The sequence below is a fragment of the Tsukamurella sputi genome, from assembly GCF_007858445.1.
Taxonomy (GTDB): Bacteria; Actinomycetota; Actinomycetes; order Mycobacteriales; family Mycobacteriaceae; genus Tsukamurella; species Tsukamurella sputi.
The window spans coordinates 753,854-769,422 of the sequence record NZ_VIGV01000001.1; the positions used below are offsets into that span (position 1 = coordinate 753,854).

Genomic DNA, 15,569 nt, shown 5'->3' on the forward strand with positions numbered 1-15,569 from the left:
TAAGTTCGCAGTATGGCCAGCTACTTCGTCACCGGCGGGACGGGCTTCATCGGCCGTGCGGTCGTGGCGCGGCTCGCCGCCGCGGACCGTGACGCGACGATCTTCCTGCTGGTTCGCGACTCCTCGCTCCCCCGGTTCGAACGGCTCATCGCGGACCTCGGCCACGAGCTGGCGCCGCAGGTCGTGCCCGTCGCGGGCGACGTCACGCAGCCCGGCCTCGGCATCACGCCCGGCGATCTCCCGGAGCACGTCGATCACGTGATCCACCTGGCCGCCGTCTACGACATGGAGGCGTCGGAGGAGATCCAGCAACTGACCAACGTGGAGGGCACGCGCAACACCCTGGAGCTGGCGGAAAGGCTCGGCGCGACGATCCACCACGTCTCGTCGCTGGCGGTGGCCGGTAACCACGAGGGCTGGTTCTCGGAGGCCGACTTCGACGTGGCGCAGCACTTCCCCACGCCGTACCACCGCACCAAGTACGAGGCCGAGCGCCTCGTCCGCGAGTCCGGTGCGCCGTGGCAGATCTACCGCCCGGCGATCGTCGTGGGCGATTCGACGACGGGCGCGATCGACAAGATCGACGGCCCGTACTACTTCTTCCCGTTCCTGCGGCTGATGGGCACCATCCCGCACCACCTGCACGTGCCTTTCGCGAACCTCGGCTACACGAACATCGTGCCGGTCGACTTCGTCGCGGCGGGCATCGTCGCACTCGTCACGGCGCCGCCCGCGCCGGGCACCGTCTACCACCTGGCGGACCCCAAGGGCCAGAGCATGGCCACGATCTACGAGGCGATCGCGCCCGCATTCTCGGGCCCGAAGACACTGCCCGTTCCCAGCGCGCCGCTCGGCGAGTTCGCCGCACGCATCGGCCGCCGGAACGAGGTGCGGGCGCTGCGCGACACCGTCGCGCGGCAGATCGGGATCCCCCCGTCGATCCTCGACCACCCCTTCTACAACACCCGGTTCGACTCGGAGGCGACCTACCGCGCGCTCAGCAGGTACGGGGTCGCCCTGCCGCGCCTGAAGTCGTACGGGCCGCGCCTGTTCCGGTACTGGGCCGAGCACCTCGACCCGGCGCGCAACCGCCGCGACGATCCGCGCGGCCCCCTCGTGGGCAAGCACATCCTGCTCACGGGCGGCTCCTCGGGCATCGGCCGGGAGGCGGCGAAACAGGCGGTGCTCAAGGGGGCCGACGTCTACATCGTGGCGCGCAAGGCCGAGGACCTCGCCGATGCGGTGCAGCGCATCGAGGCGGAGCCCGGCATGCCCGGGGTGCCGAAGGGCACCGTCCGCGCCTACCAGTGCGACGTGACCGATCCGGAGGCCGTGCGCACCACCGTCGCCCAGATCCTCGCCGAGCACGGCCACGTGGACGTGCTGGTCAACAGCGCCGGACGATCGATCCGCCGCGCGACGATCAACTCCGTCGACCGGGCGCACGACTACCAGCGCACCATGGCAGTGAACTACTTCGGCGCCGTGTACCTGATCCTGGAGCTCTTGCCGCACATGATCGCCCGCAAGTCCGGGCACGTGGTCAACATCTCGTCGATCGGCGTGCAGGTGCGCGGCCCGCGGTTCGCGGCCTACATCGCGTCGAAGTCCGCGCTCGAGGCCTTCAGCGACATCACCGCGGCCGAGACCATGTCGGACCACGTGACCTTCACCAACATCCACATGCCGCTCACCCGTACCCGCATGATCGAGCCCACCGACGCCTACGACAACGCCATGGCACTGTCGGTGGAGAAGGCCGGTCAGATCGTGGTGCGGGCCATCATCGAGCGGCCGCGCCGCATCGACACCCCGCTCGGCACGCTCGCACAGTTCGGCCAGTTCCTCTCGCCGCGGATCGCGGCGGCGGCGCAGCACCAGGGCTACCTGCTCTTCCCCGAGCCGGAGGGCGATGACGAGGGTGTGGCCAAGGTCCTGGAAGTCGATGTGGCCGAGGTGGATACGCCGCGCGGACGGCTCGCGGCCACCCGTGCGGCCACCAAGGACCTCTCGAAGGACATCTCCACCGCGGCGGTCAGCCCGCTGTTCGGCATCTCCGGCGACCAGGGCCTGCGGCGCCTCGCCCGCAAGACCCTCAACCGGCTGCCGGGGATCAACTGGTAGCCGCGCGCAGGGAGCTCGGCGGGGCTCCGGTGAGCGCGCGCACCTCCCGCGTCAGGTGCGCCTGATCGGCGTAGCCCGACGACGCCGCCACCTCCGCCAGGCCCCGGCCCGCGCGGATCGGCCCGACTGCGCGTTGGAAGCGCTGGATCCGCGCGAGGGTCTTCGGACCGTAGCCGAACGACCGCCGGGCCAGACGATGCAGCGCCCGCTACCCCAGATCCGCCTCCGCCGCGACCTCGCCGACGGGGCGGCCGGCGCTCAACCGCGCTGCGATACCGGCTATCCGACGGTCCAGGACCACTCCGTCGAGGAGCGCGGCGGCGAGCGCCTCCGGATCGGCGGTACGCGGGATCCTCCTGCGCGGCAGCACCTCCGAGAGGAGTACGCGCGTACCGGTGAGCTCGTCCGCGGCGATCCCGAGCAGCTGCGGCAGCATCCCGGGCGGGAAGCGCACGCCGTCCAGGCGCGCACCGTCGGCCACGACCACGCGGGCCGCGACGGCATCCGGCCCCGCGACGATCGGCGCGCCGTCGATGACGATGACGTCCATGCAGCCGTCGGGCAGGATCAGTGACGTGCCGGCCCCGCCCACCGACGTCCACCGGACCGCTCCGGGGATCGCCGCCGGCCGTTCGCTGTACACGGTTCGAGTATGTCCGAAACGTTCAAGACTCGGGCCGCGCCGCGACATACCGTGGCCGCATGACTGAACGACTGCGCTTCGACGCCATCGGGATGGTGACCGAGGACCTGGCCGCATCCCTCGCCTTCTACCGCAGGCTGGGACTCGACATCCCCGACGGTGCCGAGCACGAACCGCACGTCGAGGCGGCGCTCCCGGGCGGGATGCGCCTGATGTGGGACACGGTCGCGGTGGTGCGCTCGATGGAACCGGACTGGGTCAAGCAGCCCGGCCAGAACGCGACACTGTGCGTGAAGTGCTCCTCACCGTCGGTCGTCGACGAGGTGCACGCCGAGCTCGTCGCCGCGGGGAGCCCGAGTGCGATGGACCCGTTCGACGCCCCGTGGGGGCAGCGGTACGCCGGGGTCGTCGATCCCGACGGCTACCAGGTGCAGCTCTTCGCGCCGCAGTAGCCCCACGGGCGCGCGGGAGGTCCCGAGGTCCAGGCGCGGGTGGGTCCCGCCGAGCGGGCGCGCGGAGGCGTCGATCTGCCTATCGTGGGAGGGGAAACCGTTCCCGTCCCCCACGAGGAGATCCGACGATGGCCGACATCCAGTACGCGGTGACCGATCCCGCCACCGGCGAGGTACTGCAGACCTATCCGACCGCGGAGCCCGCCGAGGTCGAGGCGGCGCTCGACGCCACCTCGCGGGCCGCGCGGACGTGGCCGCAGGAATCGACGGTCGCGGAGCGGGCCGCGCTCGTGCGCCGCGTCGCCGAGCTGCACACCGAACGACGGGAGATGCTCGCCCGCATCATCCAGCGGGAGATGGGCAAGCCGCTGGAGGATTCACTCGGCGAGGTGGACTTCTCCGCCGCCATCTACGAGTACTACGCGGACAACGCCGAGAAGTTCCTCGCCGATCAGCCGATCGACGTACTCGAGGGCGGCGGCAGCGCCGTGATCCGCCGCTCCCCGATCGGCGTCCTGTTCGGCATCATGCCCTGGAACTACCCGTACTACCAGGTGGCGCGGTTCGCGGGCCCGAACCTGGCCGCGGGCAACACGATCCTGCTCAAGCACGCGCCGCAGTGCCCCGAGTCGGCCGAAGCGCTGCAGCTGATCTTCACCGAGGCCGGTCTCCCCGCGGGCGCGTACGTCAACATCCGCGCCACCAACGAGCAGGCCGCCGATATCATCGCCGATCCGCGCGTGGCCGCCGTCTCCCTGACCGGTTCGGAGCGAGCGGGCGCCGCGGTGGCCGAGGTCGCCGGCCGCAACCTCAAGAAGTGCGTACTCGAGCTCGGCGGATCCGACCCGTTCATCGTGCTCTCGACGGACGACATGGACGCCACCGTCGAGGCGGCCGCCGGTGCACGCCTGGAGAACACCGGGCAGGCCTGCAACGCCGCGAAGCGGTTCATCGTGGCCTCCGACCTGTACGACGACTTCCTCTCCGGGCTCACCGCGCGGCTCCTGTCCGCGGGTGAGGGGATCGCTCCGCTGTCCTCCGAGCAGGCCGCGATCAACCTCGAGAAGCAGATCACCCAGGCCGTGGAGGCCGGCGCGGACCTCACCATCGAGGGGCAGCGCGACGGTGCCTACTACCCGCCGGCCGTGCTGACGAACGTCACCGAGGACAACCCCGCGTTCCGCCAGGAGCTGTTCGGGCCCGTCGCCACCGTCTTCAAGGTGGACGGCGAGGCGGAGGCCGTCGAGCTCGCCAACGACACGCCGTTCGGCCTCGGCTCCTACGTCTTCACCACCGACCCCGAGCAGGCCGCCCGCGTCGCGGACCGGATCCAGGCCGGCATGGTCTTCGTCAACGGCTCGCTCGCCGAGGGGGTCGAGTTGCCCTTCGGCGGCGTGAAGCGCTCCGGTTTCGGCCGCGAGCTGGGCCCTCTGGGCATCGAGGAGTTCCTCAACAAGAAGCTGATCCGCACCATCCGGTGACCCCGAGCCGGGCGGTTTCCCGGGCCGACGGGGAACCGCCCGCACGGCGTGCGGACGCCGTCGAGGTCACACCTCCGCGACTGTGATTGCGGTTAGCAATCCGTATAATCATTGGAACACACCTGTGAACGCGAAGGGGTAAAGGTGAGTTCCGGCGGCAGCTTCTTCGTTCCGACCATGAGCGCGGTGATCGTCTTCGTGGTGACGATGTTCGCGACACCCGCACTCGGCCTCCTGCGCATCCGGCTTCCCGACTGGATCACCTGGGCGTGCTTCGCCGCCGGCATGCTCGCGGGCTTCGCCACCGCCACCCAGCGGATGTCCGTCCTGATGCCGCTGAGCATCCTCGGCTTCTCCGTGATCGCGCTGGTCGGATGGAGCAAGGAGGAGCACTGGGCCGGGCGGTACGACGCCCGTCTCCTCGGCCGCGGGGCACTGTTCCACGCGTACGGTCTCGGCGCCTTCTTCGTCGCGGCGATCGGACTGGTCCTGCGCATGATCTGACGCCCGATACGGCGCGTACGCCCACGCCGTCGCCGCTCGACGTGTGTCCTTGCCCACGAATCCGGCTCCCGTACAGCGTTCGAGTTGAACTCGGGTAACGGTTTCCACTACAAACACTGCGTGACCGATAGAATGCAGGCTGCCGACTCTCACCCTCAATGGGATGCGTGGTACCCCAACGCCTTCGAGGTCACCACCGAAGGCGTGCGGGCCTTCGGCCGAGCGACGCGGTGCTGGCACACCCCGTGGGAGAGCCTCGGCGTACCTCCCCTGGACACGCCGGTGCCCGCCACACTCCTCGCAGCACCGATGCTCCACGCGGTGGCCGCCCTCGTCGCGGCGTCGATCAGCAGCCCCAACATGTCCCGGATCCTGCACGCCGGGCAGACGTACCGCTACGAGCGGCATCCCGTGGTCGGCGACCGGATCGACATCGGCGCACGGATCGCCGACCACAGTCGGCGCGGCGGCGCCGACTTCTTCACCGTCGAGAGCGTCGCCGTCGTGGACGATGCGCCCGGCATCGTCGGAACGAGCCAGATCGTGTACCTCGGCGACGCGGCCGACGCCCCCGCGCTCGAGGACGCCCTCGTGGAGAACGTGATGCTGTTCGGAACCGGCCCCCTCACGCAGCAACTGACCTGACCGCGTACTGCGCCCGGCCGCACGCCGCCGCTACAGCAGGCTGAGCTGCCCCGGCTCGCTACCGGGCTCAGTGCGCTCGATCAGCTGCGGGCCGTCGTTCTTGACCGCGTTGACCAGCGTGGACACCGGCCGGATCTCGATGCGCTCGGCGATCTCCTGCGCAGGCGGGCGCAGCAGGGCGGGATCGACCGGGCCGTCCGGGTCCAGCCACTCGTCGAAGACGTCCGGGGTGAGCACCAGCGGCATCCGGTCGTGGACATCGCGGAGCGGTCCGACGGAATCGGTGGTGAGCACCGTCGCCGACAGGGTGGGCGGCACGTCGAGACCCGCACCGGCGGGACGCCAGACGGACCACAGGCCCGCGACGTACAGGCGCGTACCGTCGGCCGGCGTCAGGTACATGGGCTGCTTGCGGGGCTTCTTGACCTGCTCCGGATCGTCGAGCAGCTGCCACTCGTACCATCCGTCCATGGGGACGAGGCAGCGCTTGGACGTGATCGCCGTGCGGAACGCCGGCTTCTCGTCCACGGACTCCGCACGCGCGTTGAACAGCGGTGGACCGCTCAGCGTCTTCTGCCAGTGCGGCAACAGGCCCCAGCGCATCGCGCGCAGCCTCCGGGTGGCGGGATCGGCCGGGGCCTCCCGCGAGTGCCGGGCGACGACGGTGACGATGGTCGTGGTGGGGGCGACGTTGTAGCCGGGCACGTCGAGTTCCGTGCCCTCCGTCTCGTCCTCGGCGTCGATCTCCGCCGCCAACAGCGCCGGGTCCGTGGTCACCGCGTAGCGTCCGCACATGCCATCAGGCTACGACGGTGCGCTGACGGATTCCGGCTGCAGCACCGACCTGCGTCTTCACCTACCCCTGGAACTCGTCGAAGACGCGGCGCGGGCCGGCGCCGGTGGTGGCGAGGGCGTCGTGCGGGTTCGCGAGCGCGCAGGAGGCCATGGAGAGGCAACCGCAACCGATGCAGTCGGTGAGGTTGTCCCGCAGGCGGGTGAGCTCGTCGATCCGGTGCGACAGATCGTCGTGCCAGTGCCTCGACAGCCGCTCCCAATCCGACTTCGTGGGCGTGCGACCGTCGGGCAGGGTGGCCAGGGCCTCGCGGATGGTCGCGAGCGGGATCCCCACGCGGTGGCTGATCCGGATGAACGCCACCCGGCGCAGCATCTCGCGCGGATAGCGCCGCTGATTGCCGGAGGTGCGTCGGGCCGTGATCAGGCCCTCGCGCTCGTAGAAGTGCAGCGCGGACACCGCCACGCCGCTGCGCGCGGACAACTGGCCGACGCTGAACTCCCGGGTGGTCTCCACTCCGCGAAGACTACCTGAATGTTAGTTCAGGGATCAGCGCGCGGGCTTCGCCGACGACGGCGCGGCCGCGGGCTTGGCGGCGGGGGCAGCGGGCTTCGCCGACGCCGCCGGAGCGGGCGCACCTGGCTTGGCCGATGCGCTCGCGGCCGGCGCGGGAGCGGCCGCGGCCTCCGGCGGGTTCTTCAGGATGGAGCTCTGCACGCGCAGCAGGTCGACGGCCAGCTGATCGTCGGCACCGACGAAGGGCGCCGGATCGCGCGACTCGCGGCCACCGCGGAGCGACATCGTCACGCCGTTGACGACGCCGGTGTACTGCCGCGACTGCAGGTACTGAACCTGGTTGCCGCGCTTGCTCTTCTGCGTGAATTCGAGGCCCAGCCCGCCGGGGATGCCGGTCGCGGCGATCTCACGGACGCTGACCTCGCTGACGACGCCGTCCTTGGTCGCCTTGAACGTGGCGCACTTCGGGAGGGCGGCACGCAGCGGCGCGACGTCGATCGCGAACTTCGAGACGACCATCGACCACATGACGCCGCGCGAGGAGCCGTTGGTCTGGGCCGTGTCGGTGCCCTTGGGGATCGGGAGGCCCGCGTAGAGCACCTTGCAGTCGGCCGGGTCGACCTTGGCCGCGTTCAACGACGCCCACGCGCCGTTCCAGCCCGCAGCGGCACCCGACAGCACGGCCCCGCCGAAGTCCATCGAGTCGGGCAGGTTGCCCGAACCGATCACGAGCTCTCCGGCCTTGTTCTTCGGCGGCTCCGCCGGCTTCGGGTCTGCCGACGCGGCGGGGGCGAGGACGCCCGCAGCGGTCGCCAGGGCAGCGGCGGTGGCGGCGATGGCAACGGACGCAGATGTGCGCTTCATCTTCTTCTCTCCCGGCGGGTGATGAACGGGCCTGTTATGCCCAGCAAGGTAGCACGCGGTGAGGCGACCCTCATGTGCGAGGATGTGCGCGTGGAGCAGTTGGAGCTATGGCCCGCGCCCTTCGCCGCAGGTCCGGTGACGGGCACCGTCGCCCTCCCCGGCTCGAAGTCGATCACCAATCGCGCGTACGTCCTTGCCGCGCAGGCGAGATCGCGATCGACGCTGACCAACGCCCTGCGCAGTCGCGACACCGACCTCATGGCGAGGGCACTCGGGGCGCTCGGCGCGCGGGTCGAGGTCGTTACCGACACCACGGTTGCGGTGACCGGCGGCGAACTGCACGGCGGCGCAGTCGACTGCGGGCTCGCCGGCACCGTCATGCGCTTCCTCCCGCCGCTCGCGGCCGGCGCGCGCGGCACCGTCGCCTTCGACGGCGACCCGCAGGCCCGGACCCGGCCGCTGGGCACCGTCCTCGACGCGCTGCGCGGCCTCGGCGCCCGGATCGACGGCGACGGTCTGCCCTTCACCGTCCACGGCGACGGTCCGATCCGCGGCGGCGCCGTCACCATCGACGCATCGGCCAGCTCGCAGTTCGTCTCCGGCCTGCTCCTCAGCGGCCCGAGCTTCGCCGAGGGCGTCACGGTGCACCACGACGGCAAGCCCGTCCCGTCGATGCCGCACATCGAGATGACCGTCGACATGCTGCGCGCCGCGGGCGCCGACGTGGACACCTCCGAGGCGAACACCTGGCGCGTCGCGCCGGGCGGGCTCCGCGCGCACGACTGGATCGTCGAGCCGGACCTGTCGAACGCCACCGTCTTCCTCGCCGCGGCCGCGGTCACCGGCGGTGCCGTCACCGTGCCGCACTGGAACCCGCAGTCCACCCAGCCCGGCGTGCAGTTCGCCGACATCCTGGCCGCGATGGGGGCCGCGGTGAGCATCGCCGACGGCGCGCTGACCGCCCGCGGCACCGGAGAGCTGCACGGTGTGGACTGGGATCTGCGCGACATCGGCGAGCTCACGCCCACCGTCGCCGCCCTGGCCGCTCTCGCGGACTCGCCCTCGCACCTGCGCGGGATCGCGCACCTGCGCGGCCACGAGACGGACCGCCTGGCGGCGCTGACCGCCGAGATCACCGCGCTCGGCGGGCGCTGCACCGAGACCGAGGACGGGCTCACCATCGAACCCGCGACGCTGCACGGGGGCGTCTGGCACAGCTACGCCGATCACCGCATGGCGACCGCGGGCGCGATCCTCGGCCTCGTCACCGAGGGCGTGCAGGTGGAGGACATCGCCACCACCGCGAAGACCATGCCCGACTTCCCCGCGTTGTGGCACGCGCTGCTCGGCGGCGAAGAAGCGGGCCTTGGGTAAGCGCGAATACGACGAGACCGATGTCCGGGTGCGCCCGGGCAAGGGCAGCCGACCGCGCACCAAGAACCGGCCCGACCACAGCGAGGCCGATTCCGCGATGGTGGTCTCCGTGGACCGCGGGCGCTGGGGCTGCGCCCTGGGCGGCGACCCCGACCGGATCATCACCGCCATGCGGGCCCGCGAACTGGGCCGCTCCCCCATCGTCGTGGGCGATTCCGTCGGCGTCGTCGGCGACCTGTCCGGCCGCAAGGACACGCTCGCCCGGATCGTCCGCGTCGACGAGCGGAAGACGGTGCTGCGCCGCACCGCCGACGACACCGACCCGTTCGAGCGGATCGTCGTCGCGAACGCGCAGCAACTGCTCATCGTGACCGCGCTCGCCGATCCCCCGCCGCGCACGGGCTTCGTCGAGCGCACCCTCATCGCCGCCTACGCGGGCGGCCTGACGCCGGTGCTGTGCCTGACCAAGGGCGATCTCGCCGACGCGGAGGAGTTCACCGCCGCGTTCGCCGACCTCGACCTCACGGTGATCGCGGCCGGCCGCGGCGACCCGCTCGACGAGGCGCACGAGCTCCTCACCGGCCGCCTCACGGCGCTCATCGGGCACAGCGGCGTCGGCAAGTCGACGCTCGTCAACCGCCTCGTCCCCGACGCCAACCGCGCCACCGGCGTCGTCTCCGGCGTGGGTAAGGGGCGGCACACGTCGACCCAGTCCGTGGCGCTGTGGCTGCCCGACGGCGGCTGGGTGGTCGACACCCCCGGCATCCGCAGCTTCGGGCTCGCGCACATCTCGACCGACGACGTGGTCGCGGCCTTCCCCGACCTCGGCGAGGCCGTGGAGGACTGCCCCCGCGGCTGCACGCATCTGGGGCCGCCCGCCGACCCCGAGTGCGCCCTCGACCGCCTGGAGGGGACGGCACACCGTCGGGCGATGGCGGTCCGGGGCCTGCTGGCGGACCTGTCGTCCACCCCCGACTGGGCATGAACGCGTCGGAGCCCCGCCTCCGATATTGTTAGTTACGTGAACATCTTGATCACCGGCATCGCCGGCTACTCGCACCTGGTCCCGTTCGTCCTGCCGGCGGCGTCGGCCCTGCGCCGCCGGCCACCGGGTGACGATCGCCGTCCCCGAGGCCGGGGTGGACCTGGCCACCGAGTACGGATTCGAGGCGCTGCCGCTGCGCGGCGTGCCCGAGCTGCGCGAGGTCGTGACCGATCCGGCGCTGCGCGCCGACGACTTCACGGTGACCGGCTACGTCCCGCCCGCGTCGCTGCCGCCGATCGACGGGGCATTGCCGACGTCGTCGGTGCTCGTCTCCGCGCGCGCCTTCATCGGGGTCATCGCGCACCGCGCGGCGACCGCGCTGCTCGACGCGCTCGGCGGCACCGTTCCCGACCTCGTCCTGCGCGACAACACCGAGTTCGGCGGCCACCTCGTCGCGGAGAAGCTCGGCTGCCGCGAGGCCGTCCTCGACGTGGCGCCGATGCTCGACGAGCAGGCCCCGGAGCTGGTCGCCGTCCTCAACGAGGTGCGCCGGGCGCACGACCTGCCCGAGGTGGCGGCGCTCCCCCGGCGGCCCCGGATCGCGCAGACGCCGCTCGACTTCTACCCGCCCGAGCGGCCCGTCGAGGGGGTGCACTGCTTCCGTCCGGGCCCACGGACGCACGCCCCGCTGGATGCCGCGATCGCGGATCTCCCCGCCGACGGGCCGCTGGTGCTGGCGAGCCTCGGCTCGGTGGCGCCGCGGATCGGCATCGGCGGCGTCCTCCTGGACCGCATCGTGCAGGCGCTGGGCTCGCTCGACGTGCGCGCAGTGGTCGCGGTCGGCGCACATCCGGTGCCGAACCCGCCGGCCAACGTGATCGTGACCGACTTCGTCGACCAGCAGACGGTGCTGTCGACCTGCGACGCCTTCGTCTCGCACGGCGGTTTCAACGGGGTCCGCGAGTCACTGCAGGCCGGCGTCCCGACGGTGCTGCTCCCACTGTTCGGAGACCACCCCGGCAATTCCGCGCAGGTCGAGCGCCTCGGCGCCGGCATCGCCCTCGATCCGGCCACGGCATCGGCCGAGGAGATCGCCGCGGCCACGGCGAAGGTCCTGAGCGACCCCGCGTACCGCCGGAACGCCCAGCGGTTCGCGCGGCGCACCCAGGCGCTCCCCGAGCTCTCGGCGTTCCCCGCCGTGCTCGGCTGAGCCCCGGGCGGGCCGGTCGCACCGGCCCGCGGGCCCCGCTACTGGGCGGTACTGCGCTTCGGGAGCTTCCAGCCCGGACGCGGGAAGTGGCAGGTGTAGCCGTCCGGGTACTTCTCCAGGTAGTCCTGGTGCTCCGGCTCGGCCTGCCAGAACGGGCCCGCCGCCTCGATCGTGGTGACGGCCTTGCCCGGCCACAGCCCCGACGCGTCGACATCGGCGATCGTGTCGCGGGCGACCCGCTCCTGCTCCGCGCTCAGCGGGAAGATCGCCGAACGGTAGCTCGAGCCGACGTCGTTGCCCTGGCGATCGACGGTGGACGGGTCGTGGATCTGGAAGAAGAACTCCAGGACGTCGCGGTAGCTGGTCTTCTCCGGATCGAAGACGATCTCGACGGCCTCCGCGTGCCCGGGGTGATTGCGGTAGGTGGCGTTCGCGTTCACGCCGCCCGTGTAGCCCACGCGTGTGGACTCGATGCCGGGCTGCTTGCGGATCAGGTCCTGCATCCCCCAGAAACATCCGCCCGCCAGGACCGCGGTCTCGCGGCCGGGAACGGTGGTGATGGTGCCGGTGTCAGTCATACGCAGATCCTTCCGCCGGGAGACACGTGCTCCCGCTGCTCGTTTCAACACGTCGAGGAGCGTCACGATTCCGACGGTACTCCCAGTGGCTTCGTGAGGTAGGTGCTGTTCGGGTCGTCGACGTAGCTCCCGAACGGCGGGCACGGCACGAAGCCGTACGCGAGATACAGGGCCCGGGCCGGGGCGAAGAAGTCCTGGCTACCGGTCTCCAGCGAGATCCGCCGCACTCCGCGGGAGCGGGCGTCGTCGAGCGCGAATCCGAGAAGCCTGCGGCCGATCCCCCGGCCGCGCACGTGCGGCGCGGCGCGCATCGACTTCAGCTCCTCGTGCCCGGGTTCCAGTTCCGCCAGCGCGACGGTGCCGATCAACTCCCCGTCGTCGTGCAACGTCCACAGACGCACGTGCGGCGCGCGCAGCTCGTCGAGGCCCAGCGCGTGCTGGCTCTCGGGCGGCGCGGTGGGCGCCATGTCCGCGTGATGCGCGGCGAGGAAGGCCGCGAGGGCGGGATCGTCGAAGTCGGCGCGCGCGATCACTCCGCTGCGGCCTGTGCGGCGTCGATCATCGCGTCGACGCTGGTCAGCTTCACGCGGGGGCGGTCGGCCTCCTCGGCGAGGGCGGTCTCGTGCGCATCGATGGCCATCCAGCCGTCGTACTCCACCAGGTTCGGCGCCCGATCGACGATGAGCTTCTCGACCTGTGCACCGTCGAAGTGGCTCCGCGCCAGCCTGCCCTCGGCGACGTCGGCGAGCAGGACCGAGACGGTGTCGCGCGCGCAGTCCCGGTTCGTCGGGATCACGCCCGACGGTCCGCGCTTGATCCAGCCCACGACGTAGTGGCCCGGCAGCGGCGCACCGTCGTATCCGACGATCCGGCTGTCGGCGTTGCGGAAGACGCCCCGCTCGGTGTCGAAGGGGATGCCCGGAATGGGGGTGCCGTGGTAGCCGACGGCATGGATGACCAGGCCCGCATCGTGCTCGGTCACGGTACCGCTGGGCTGCGCCTCGACCGCACCGTCCTCGCCCTCGACGAGCTCGTTGGTCGCGACCGAGACGGTGCGCACGCGGTCGTCGCCGCCGATGCCGACCACGGACCGCAGGAACTTGAGCACGATCCGGCGGTCCGCGCCGGTGGGCTCCTGCGCGGCCAGCTTGCGCAGCTGCTTGAGGTTGTTGCGCTGGACCGGCGGGCGCGCCTTGTCGCGCTCCTTGTCCTCGGCGGGGACGTCGGCCGGGTCCACGATCACGTCGACGCCGGGCAGCTTGCCGAGCTCGGCGACCTCGGCGGGGGTGAAGGCCGCGTGCTCGGCGCCGCGCCGGCCCAGCACGACGACCTCACGCACCGACGAGCGGTGCAGCGCCTCGAGGGCGTGATCGGCCATGTCGGTGCCGGACAGCCTGTCGGTATCGGTGACCAGGATGCGGGCCGCGTCCAACGCGACGTTGCCGTTACCGATGACGACGGCGCGCTCGACGCTCAGATCGACATCGAGGTCGCAGCGGTCGGGGTGGCCGTTGTACCAGCCCACGAAGTCGCTCGACGGGTGATTGCCGGGGAGCCAGGCACCGTCGACCTCGAGGCGGCGGCCGCCGGACGCCCCGATCGCATAGATCACCGCGTCGTACCACTGCGCCAGCTCGGAGGCCTGGATGTCGGTGGCGATCTCGACGTTGCCGAAGTAGCGGAAGTTCTCGTGCTGCGCCGTGCGGTCGAAGATCTTGGTGACCGACTTGATCGCGGGGTGATCGGGCGCGACGCCGTACCGGACCAGCCCGAAGGGCGTGGGCAGGCGGTCGAAGACGTCCACCTGGACGTCGAGGTCCTCCTGCTCCAGCAGGTTCCCGGCGGCGAAGAACCCCGACGGCCCGGAACCCACGATCGCGACACGCAAGGGCTTCATCTTTCAACACTCCCGAAACGAACGGCCCGGCAGTCTTCTTAGGCTGCCCAAAGTACGTAGTCTACGCCACACCGGAGCGCCGACGGCGAGCGCGACGCGCACGCTTGGCCTCGGAACGGGCGCGCTTCTCCTCGACTTTGTGGCGCGCGGCCTCGGCGATCGCCGACCGCAGACCCACGCGCTCGACCTCCTCCTGCGCGGCGTGCGCCGCCTCACGGGCGTGGGCGAGTCGCTCGTGCGCGTTCTCCTGCGCATGCGCGAACCGGTCGTGCGCGGCCTCCTGCGCATGCGCCAGGCGGTCCTGTGCGGCCTCCTGCGCGTGCTGCAGGCGCTCGCGGACGGCGGCGAAACGCAGTTCCGAGGCGGTCTCGGGGGCGTCGTCCGAGGTGGCGCGGAGCCAGCGATCCGGCAGCGAGAGCTTGGCGATGGTGCGCTGGCTGAGGTAGTACTGCCGCAGCAGCGGACCCTCCGTGTAGGGGAGGTCGTACTTCTCGCAGATCGCGCGCACCCGGGTCGCGATCTCGGCCAGCCGGTTCGACGGCAGGTCCGGGAACATGTGGTGCTCGATCTGGTAGCTCAGGTTGCCGGTCATGAAATCCATGACGGGGCCGCCGGAGATGTTCGCGCTGCCGAGCATCTGCCGCAGGTACCACTCGCCGGGCGTCTCGTCGACGATCGACTCGGTGGTGAACTTCTCCGCACCGTCGGGGAAGTGCCCGCAGAAGATGACCACGTAGGTCCAGATGTTCCGGACCACGTTGGCCGTCAGGTTCGCGGTCAGCGTGCGCCCGAAGGAGCCACCCACGACCTTGCTGATCGCCGGGTAGAGCAGGAAGTCCTTGCCCAGCTGACGGGTGGCCTTGACGCCCAGCTCACGCAGCTGCTTGCGGGTCTGCGGCCAGGGCTTGTTGCCGGCGATCGCCTCCGCGAGCTCGATGTCGTGCAGGGCGATGCCCCACTCGAAGGTGAGCCCCAGGAAGAGGTTGTTGAGGAACTGCGCTGAGCGCTTGGCCTCCCACTGCTCGTCGCGGGTCACGCGGAGCACGCCGTAGCCCACGTCCAGGTCCATGCCCACGACGTTGGTGTACTTGTGGTGCAGGAAGTTGTGCGAGTGCTTCCAGTGGGCGCCCGGACAGGCCATGTCCCACTCCCACGTGGTGGAGTGGATCTCGGGATCGTTCATCCAATCCCACTGCCCGTGCATCACGTTGTGCCCGAGCTCCATGTTCTCGATGATCTTGGCGACCCCGAGCATGCCCGCGCCGGCCGCCCAGAACCAGCGGTTCTTGGAGCCGAGGATCGTGAGCCGGCCCGCAGCCTCCAAGGCGCGCTGCGCCCGGATCACGCCCCGGATGTACCGGGCGTCCCGATCACCGCGCGACGACTCGATGTCGGCGCGGATCGCGTCCAGTTCGGCAGCGAGCCGCTCGACGTCGGCGTCGTCGAGATGGGCGTATTCGCCGACATCAGTGATAGCCACGTCTTCAGGCTACGCGCAGTCCG

At 71.1% G+C, this 15,569-nt stretch carries 17 protein-coding genes; 8 read left to right on the plus strand and 9 right to left on the minus strand.

The window, feature by feature from the left end; all coding sequences use genetic code 11:
- Window positions 1–12: 12 nt before the first annotated feature.
- The gene (locus FK268_RS03645; RefSeq protein ID WP_146431186.1) at window positions 13–2,124 is read left to right on the plus strand and encodes an SDR family oxidoreductase; all 2,112 of its coding nucleotides are present in this window, start codon (window positions 13–15) and stop codon (window positions 2,122–2,124) included.
- Here FK268_RS03645 and FK268_RS24920 read toward each other — a convergent pair.
- Together FK268_RS24920 and FK268_RS03650 are read right to left on the minus strand one after the other, a co-directional pair.
- Window positions 2,114–2,326 (minus strand): helix-turn-helix domain-containing protein, encoded by a 213-nt coding sequence (locus FK268_RS24920; protein ID WP_306461485.1) that lies wholly within the window; start codon window positions 2,324–2,326, stop codon window positions 2,114–2,116. The genes FK268_RS03645 and FK268_RS24920 overlap by 11 nt on opposite strands.
- A gap of 6 nt (window positions 2,327–2,332) precedes the next feature.
- On the minus strand, window positions 2,333–2,767 hold the full coding sequence (locus tag FK268_RS03650; RefSeq protein WP_231706895.1) for a DUF6597 domain-containing transcriptional factor: 435 nt from the start codon (window positions 2,765–2,767) through the stop codon (window positions 2,333–2,335).
- 59 nt (window positions 2,768–2,826) lie between these two features.
- Here FK268_RS03650 and FK268_RS03655 point away from each other — a divergent pair, with 59 nt between their 5' ends.
- From FK268_RS03655 to FK268_RS03670, 4 genes are all read left to right on the plus strand, one after another.
- Window positions 2,827–3,219 (plus strand): VOC family protein, encoded by a 393-nt coding sequence (locus FK268_RS03655; RefSeq protein WP_146431188.1) that lies wholly within the window; start codon window positions 2,827–2,829, stop codon window positions 3,217–3,219.
- A gap of 128 nt (window positions 3,220–3,347) precedes the next feature.
- Window positions 3,348–4,700: an NAD-dependent succinate-semialdehyde dehydrogenase gene (locus FK268_RS03660; protein ID WP_146431190.1), complete on the plus strand. Its 1,353-nt coding sequence runs from the start codon at window positions 3,348–3,350 to the stop codon at window positions 4,698–4,700.
- Window positions 4,701–4,844: 144 nt separating this feature from the next.
- Window positions 4,845–5,204, plus strand: coding sequence for a hypothetical protein (locus FK268_RS03665; protein ID WP_146431192.1), 360 nt, complete (start codon window positions 4,845–4,847; stop codon window positions 5,202–5,204).
- A 120-nt stretch (window positions 5,205–5,324) separates the two neighbouring features.
- On the plus strand, window positions 5,325–5,849 hold the full coding sequence (locus FK268_RS03670) for an FAS1-like dehydratase domain-containing protein (RefSeq protein ID WP_146431194.1): 525 nt from the start codon (window positions 5,325–5,327) through the stop codon (window positions 5,847–5,849).
- Window positions 5,850–5,879: 30 nt separating this feature from the next.
- On the opposite strand, the gene FK268_RS03675 is transcribed toward FK268_RS03670, so the two are convergent.
- From FK268_RS03675 to FK268_RS03685, 3 genes are all read right to left on the minus strand, one after another.
- The gene (locus tag FK268_RS03675) at window positions 5,880–6,644 is read right to left on the minus strand and encodes an SOS response-associated peptidase (protein WP_146431196.1); all 765 of its coding nucleotides are present in this window, start codon (window positions 6,642–6,644) and stop codon (window positions 5,880–5,882) included.
- A 61-nt stretch (window positions 6,645–6,705) separates the two neighbouring features.
- Entirely contained in the window at window positions 6,706–7,158 is a 453-nt protein-coding gene (gene soxR / locus FK268_RS03680) for a redox-sensitive transcriptional activator SoxR (RefSeq protein ID WP_146431198.1), read from the minus strand.
- Between the two features lie 33 nt (window positions 7,159–7,191).
- A complete protein-coding gene (locus FK268_RS03685; RefSeq protein WP_146431200.1) occupies window positions 7,192–8,022 on the minus strand; it encodes a hypothetical protein in 831 nt (276 codons plus the stop codon).
- Window positions 8,023–8,094: 72 nt separating this feature from the next.
- On the opposite strand from FK268_RS03685, the gene aroA reads away from it, so the two are divergent.
- From aroA to FK268_RS03700, 3 genes are all read left to right on the plus strand, one after another.
- Window positions 8,095–9,396 carry a 3-phosphoshikimate 1-carboxyvinyltransferase gene (gene aroA / locus FK268_RS03690; RefSeq protein ID WP_146431867.1) on the plus strand — a complete coding sequence of 434 codons (1,302 nt, stop codon included), beginning with the start codon at window positions 8,095–8,097 and terminating at the stop codon, window positions 9,394–9,396.
- On the plus strand, window positions 9,389–10,381 hold the full coding sequence (gene rsgA / locus FK268_RS03695; RefSeq protein ID WP_146431202.1) for a ribosome small subunit-dependent GTPase A: 993 nt from the start codon (window positions 9,389–9,391) through the stop codon (window positions 10,379–10,381). The genes aroA and rsgA overlap by 8 nt, the downstream gene beginning before the upstream one ends.
- 127 nt (window positions 10,382–10,508) lie before the next feature.
- A complete protein-coding gene (locus FK268_RS03700; protein WP_146431204.1) occupies window positions 10,509–11,591 on the plus strand; it encodes a glycosyltransferase in 1,083 nt (360 codons plus the stop codon).
- 38 nt (window positions 11,592–11,629) lie between these two features.
- On the opposite strand, the gene msrA is transcribed toward FK268_RS03700, so the two are convergent.
- The 4 genes from msrA to FK268_RS03720 form a co-directional block, all read right to left on the minus strand.
- Window positions 11,630–12,169, minus strand: a complete 540-nt coding sequence (msrA, locus tag FK268_RS03705; RefSeq protein ID WP_146431206.1) for a peptide-methionine (S)-S-oxide reductase MsrA — start codon at window positions 12,167–12,169, stop codon at window positions 11,630–11,632.
- A gap of 62 nt (window positions 12,170–12,231) precedes the next feature.
- Window positions 12,232–12,702, minus strand: a complete 471-nt coding sequence (locus tag FK268_RS03710) for a GNAT family N-acetyltransferase (RefSeq protein ID WP_438695957.1) — start codon at window positions 12,700–12,702, stop codon at window positions 12,232–12,234.
- Window positions 12,699–14,066 carry a ferredoxin--NADP reductase domain-containing protein gene (locus FK268_RS03715; RefSeq protein WP_146431208.1) on the minus strand — a complete coding sequence of 456 codons (1,368 nt, stop codon included), beginning with the start codon at window positions 14,064–14,066 and terminating at the stop codon, window positions 12,699–12,701. Before FK268_RS03715 ends, FK268_RS03710 begins: the two co-directional genes overlap by 4 nt.
- Before the next feature lie 61 nt (window positions 14,067–14,127).
- A complete protein-coding gene (locus FK268_RS03720) occupies window positions 14,128–15,546 on the minus strand; it encodes a fatty acid desaturase family protein (RefSeq protein ID WP_146431210.1) in 1,419 nt (472 codons plus the stop codon).
- Window positions 15,547–15,569 lie beyond the last annotated feature (23 nt).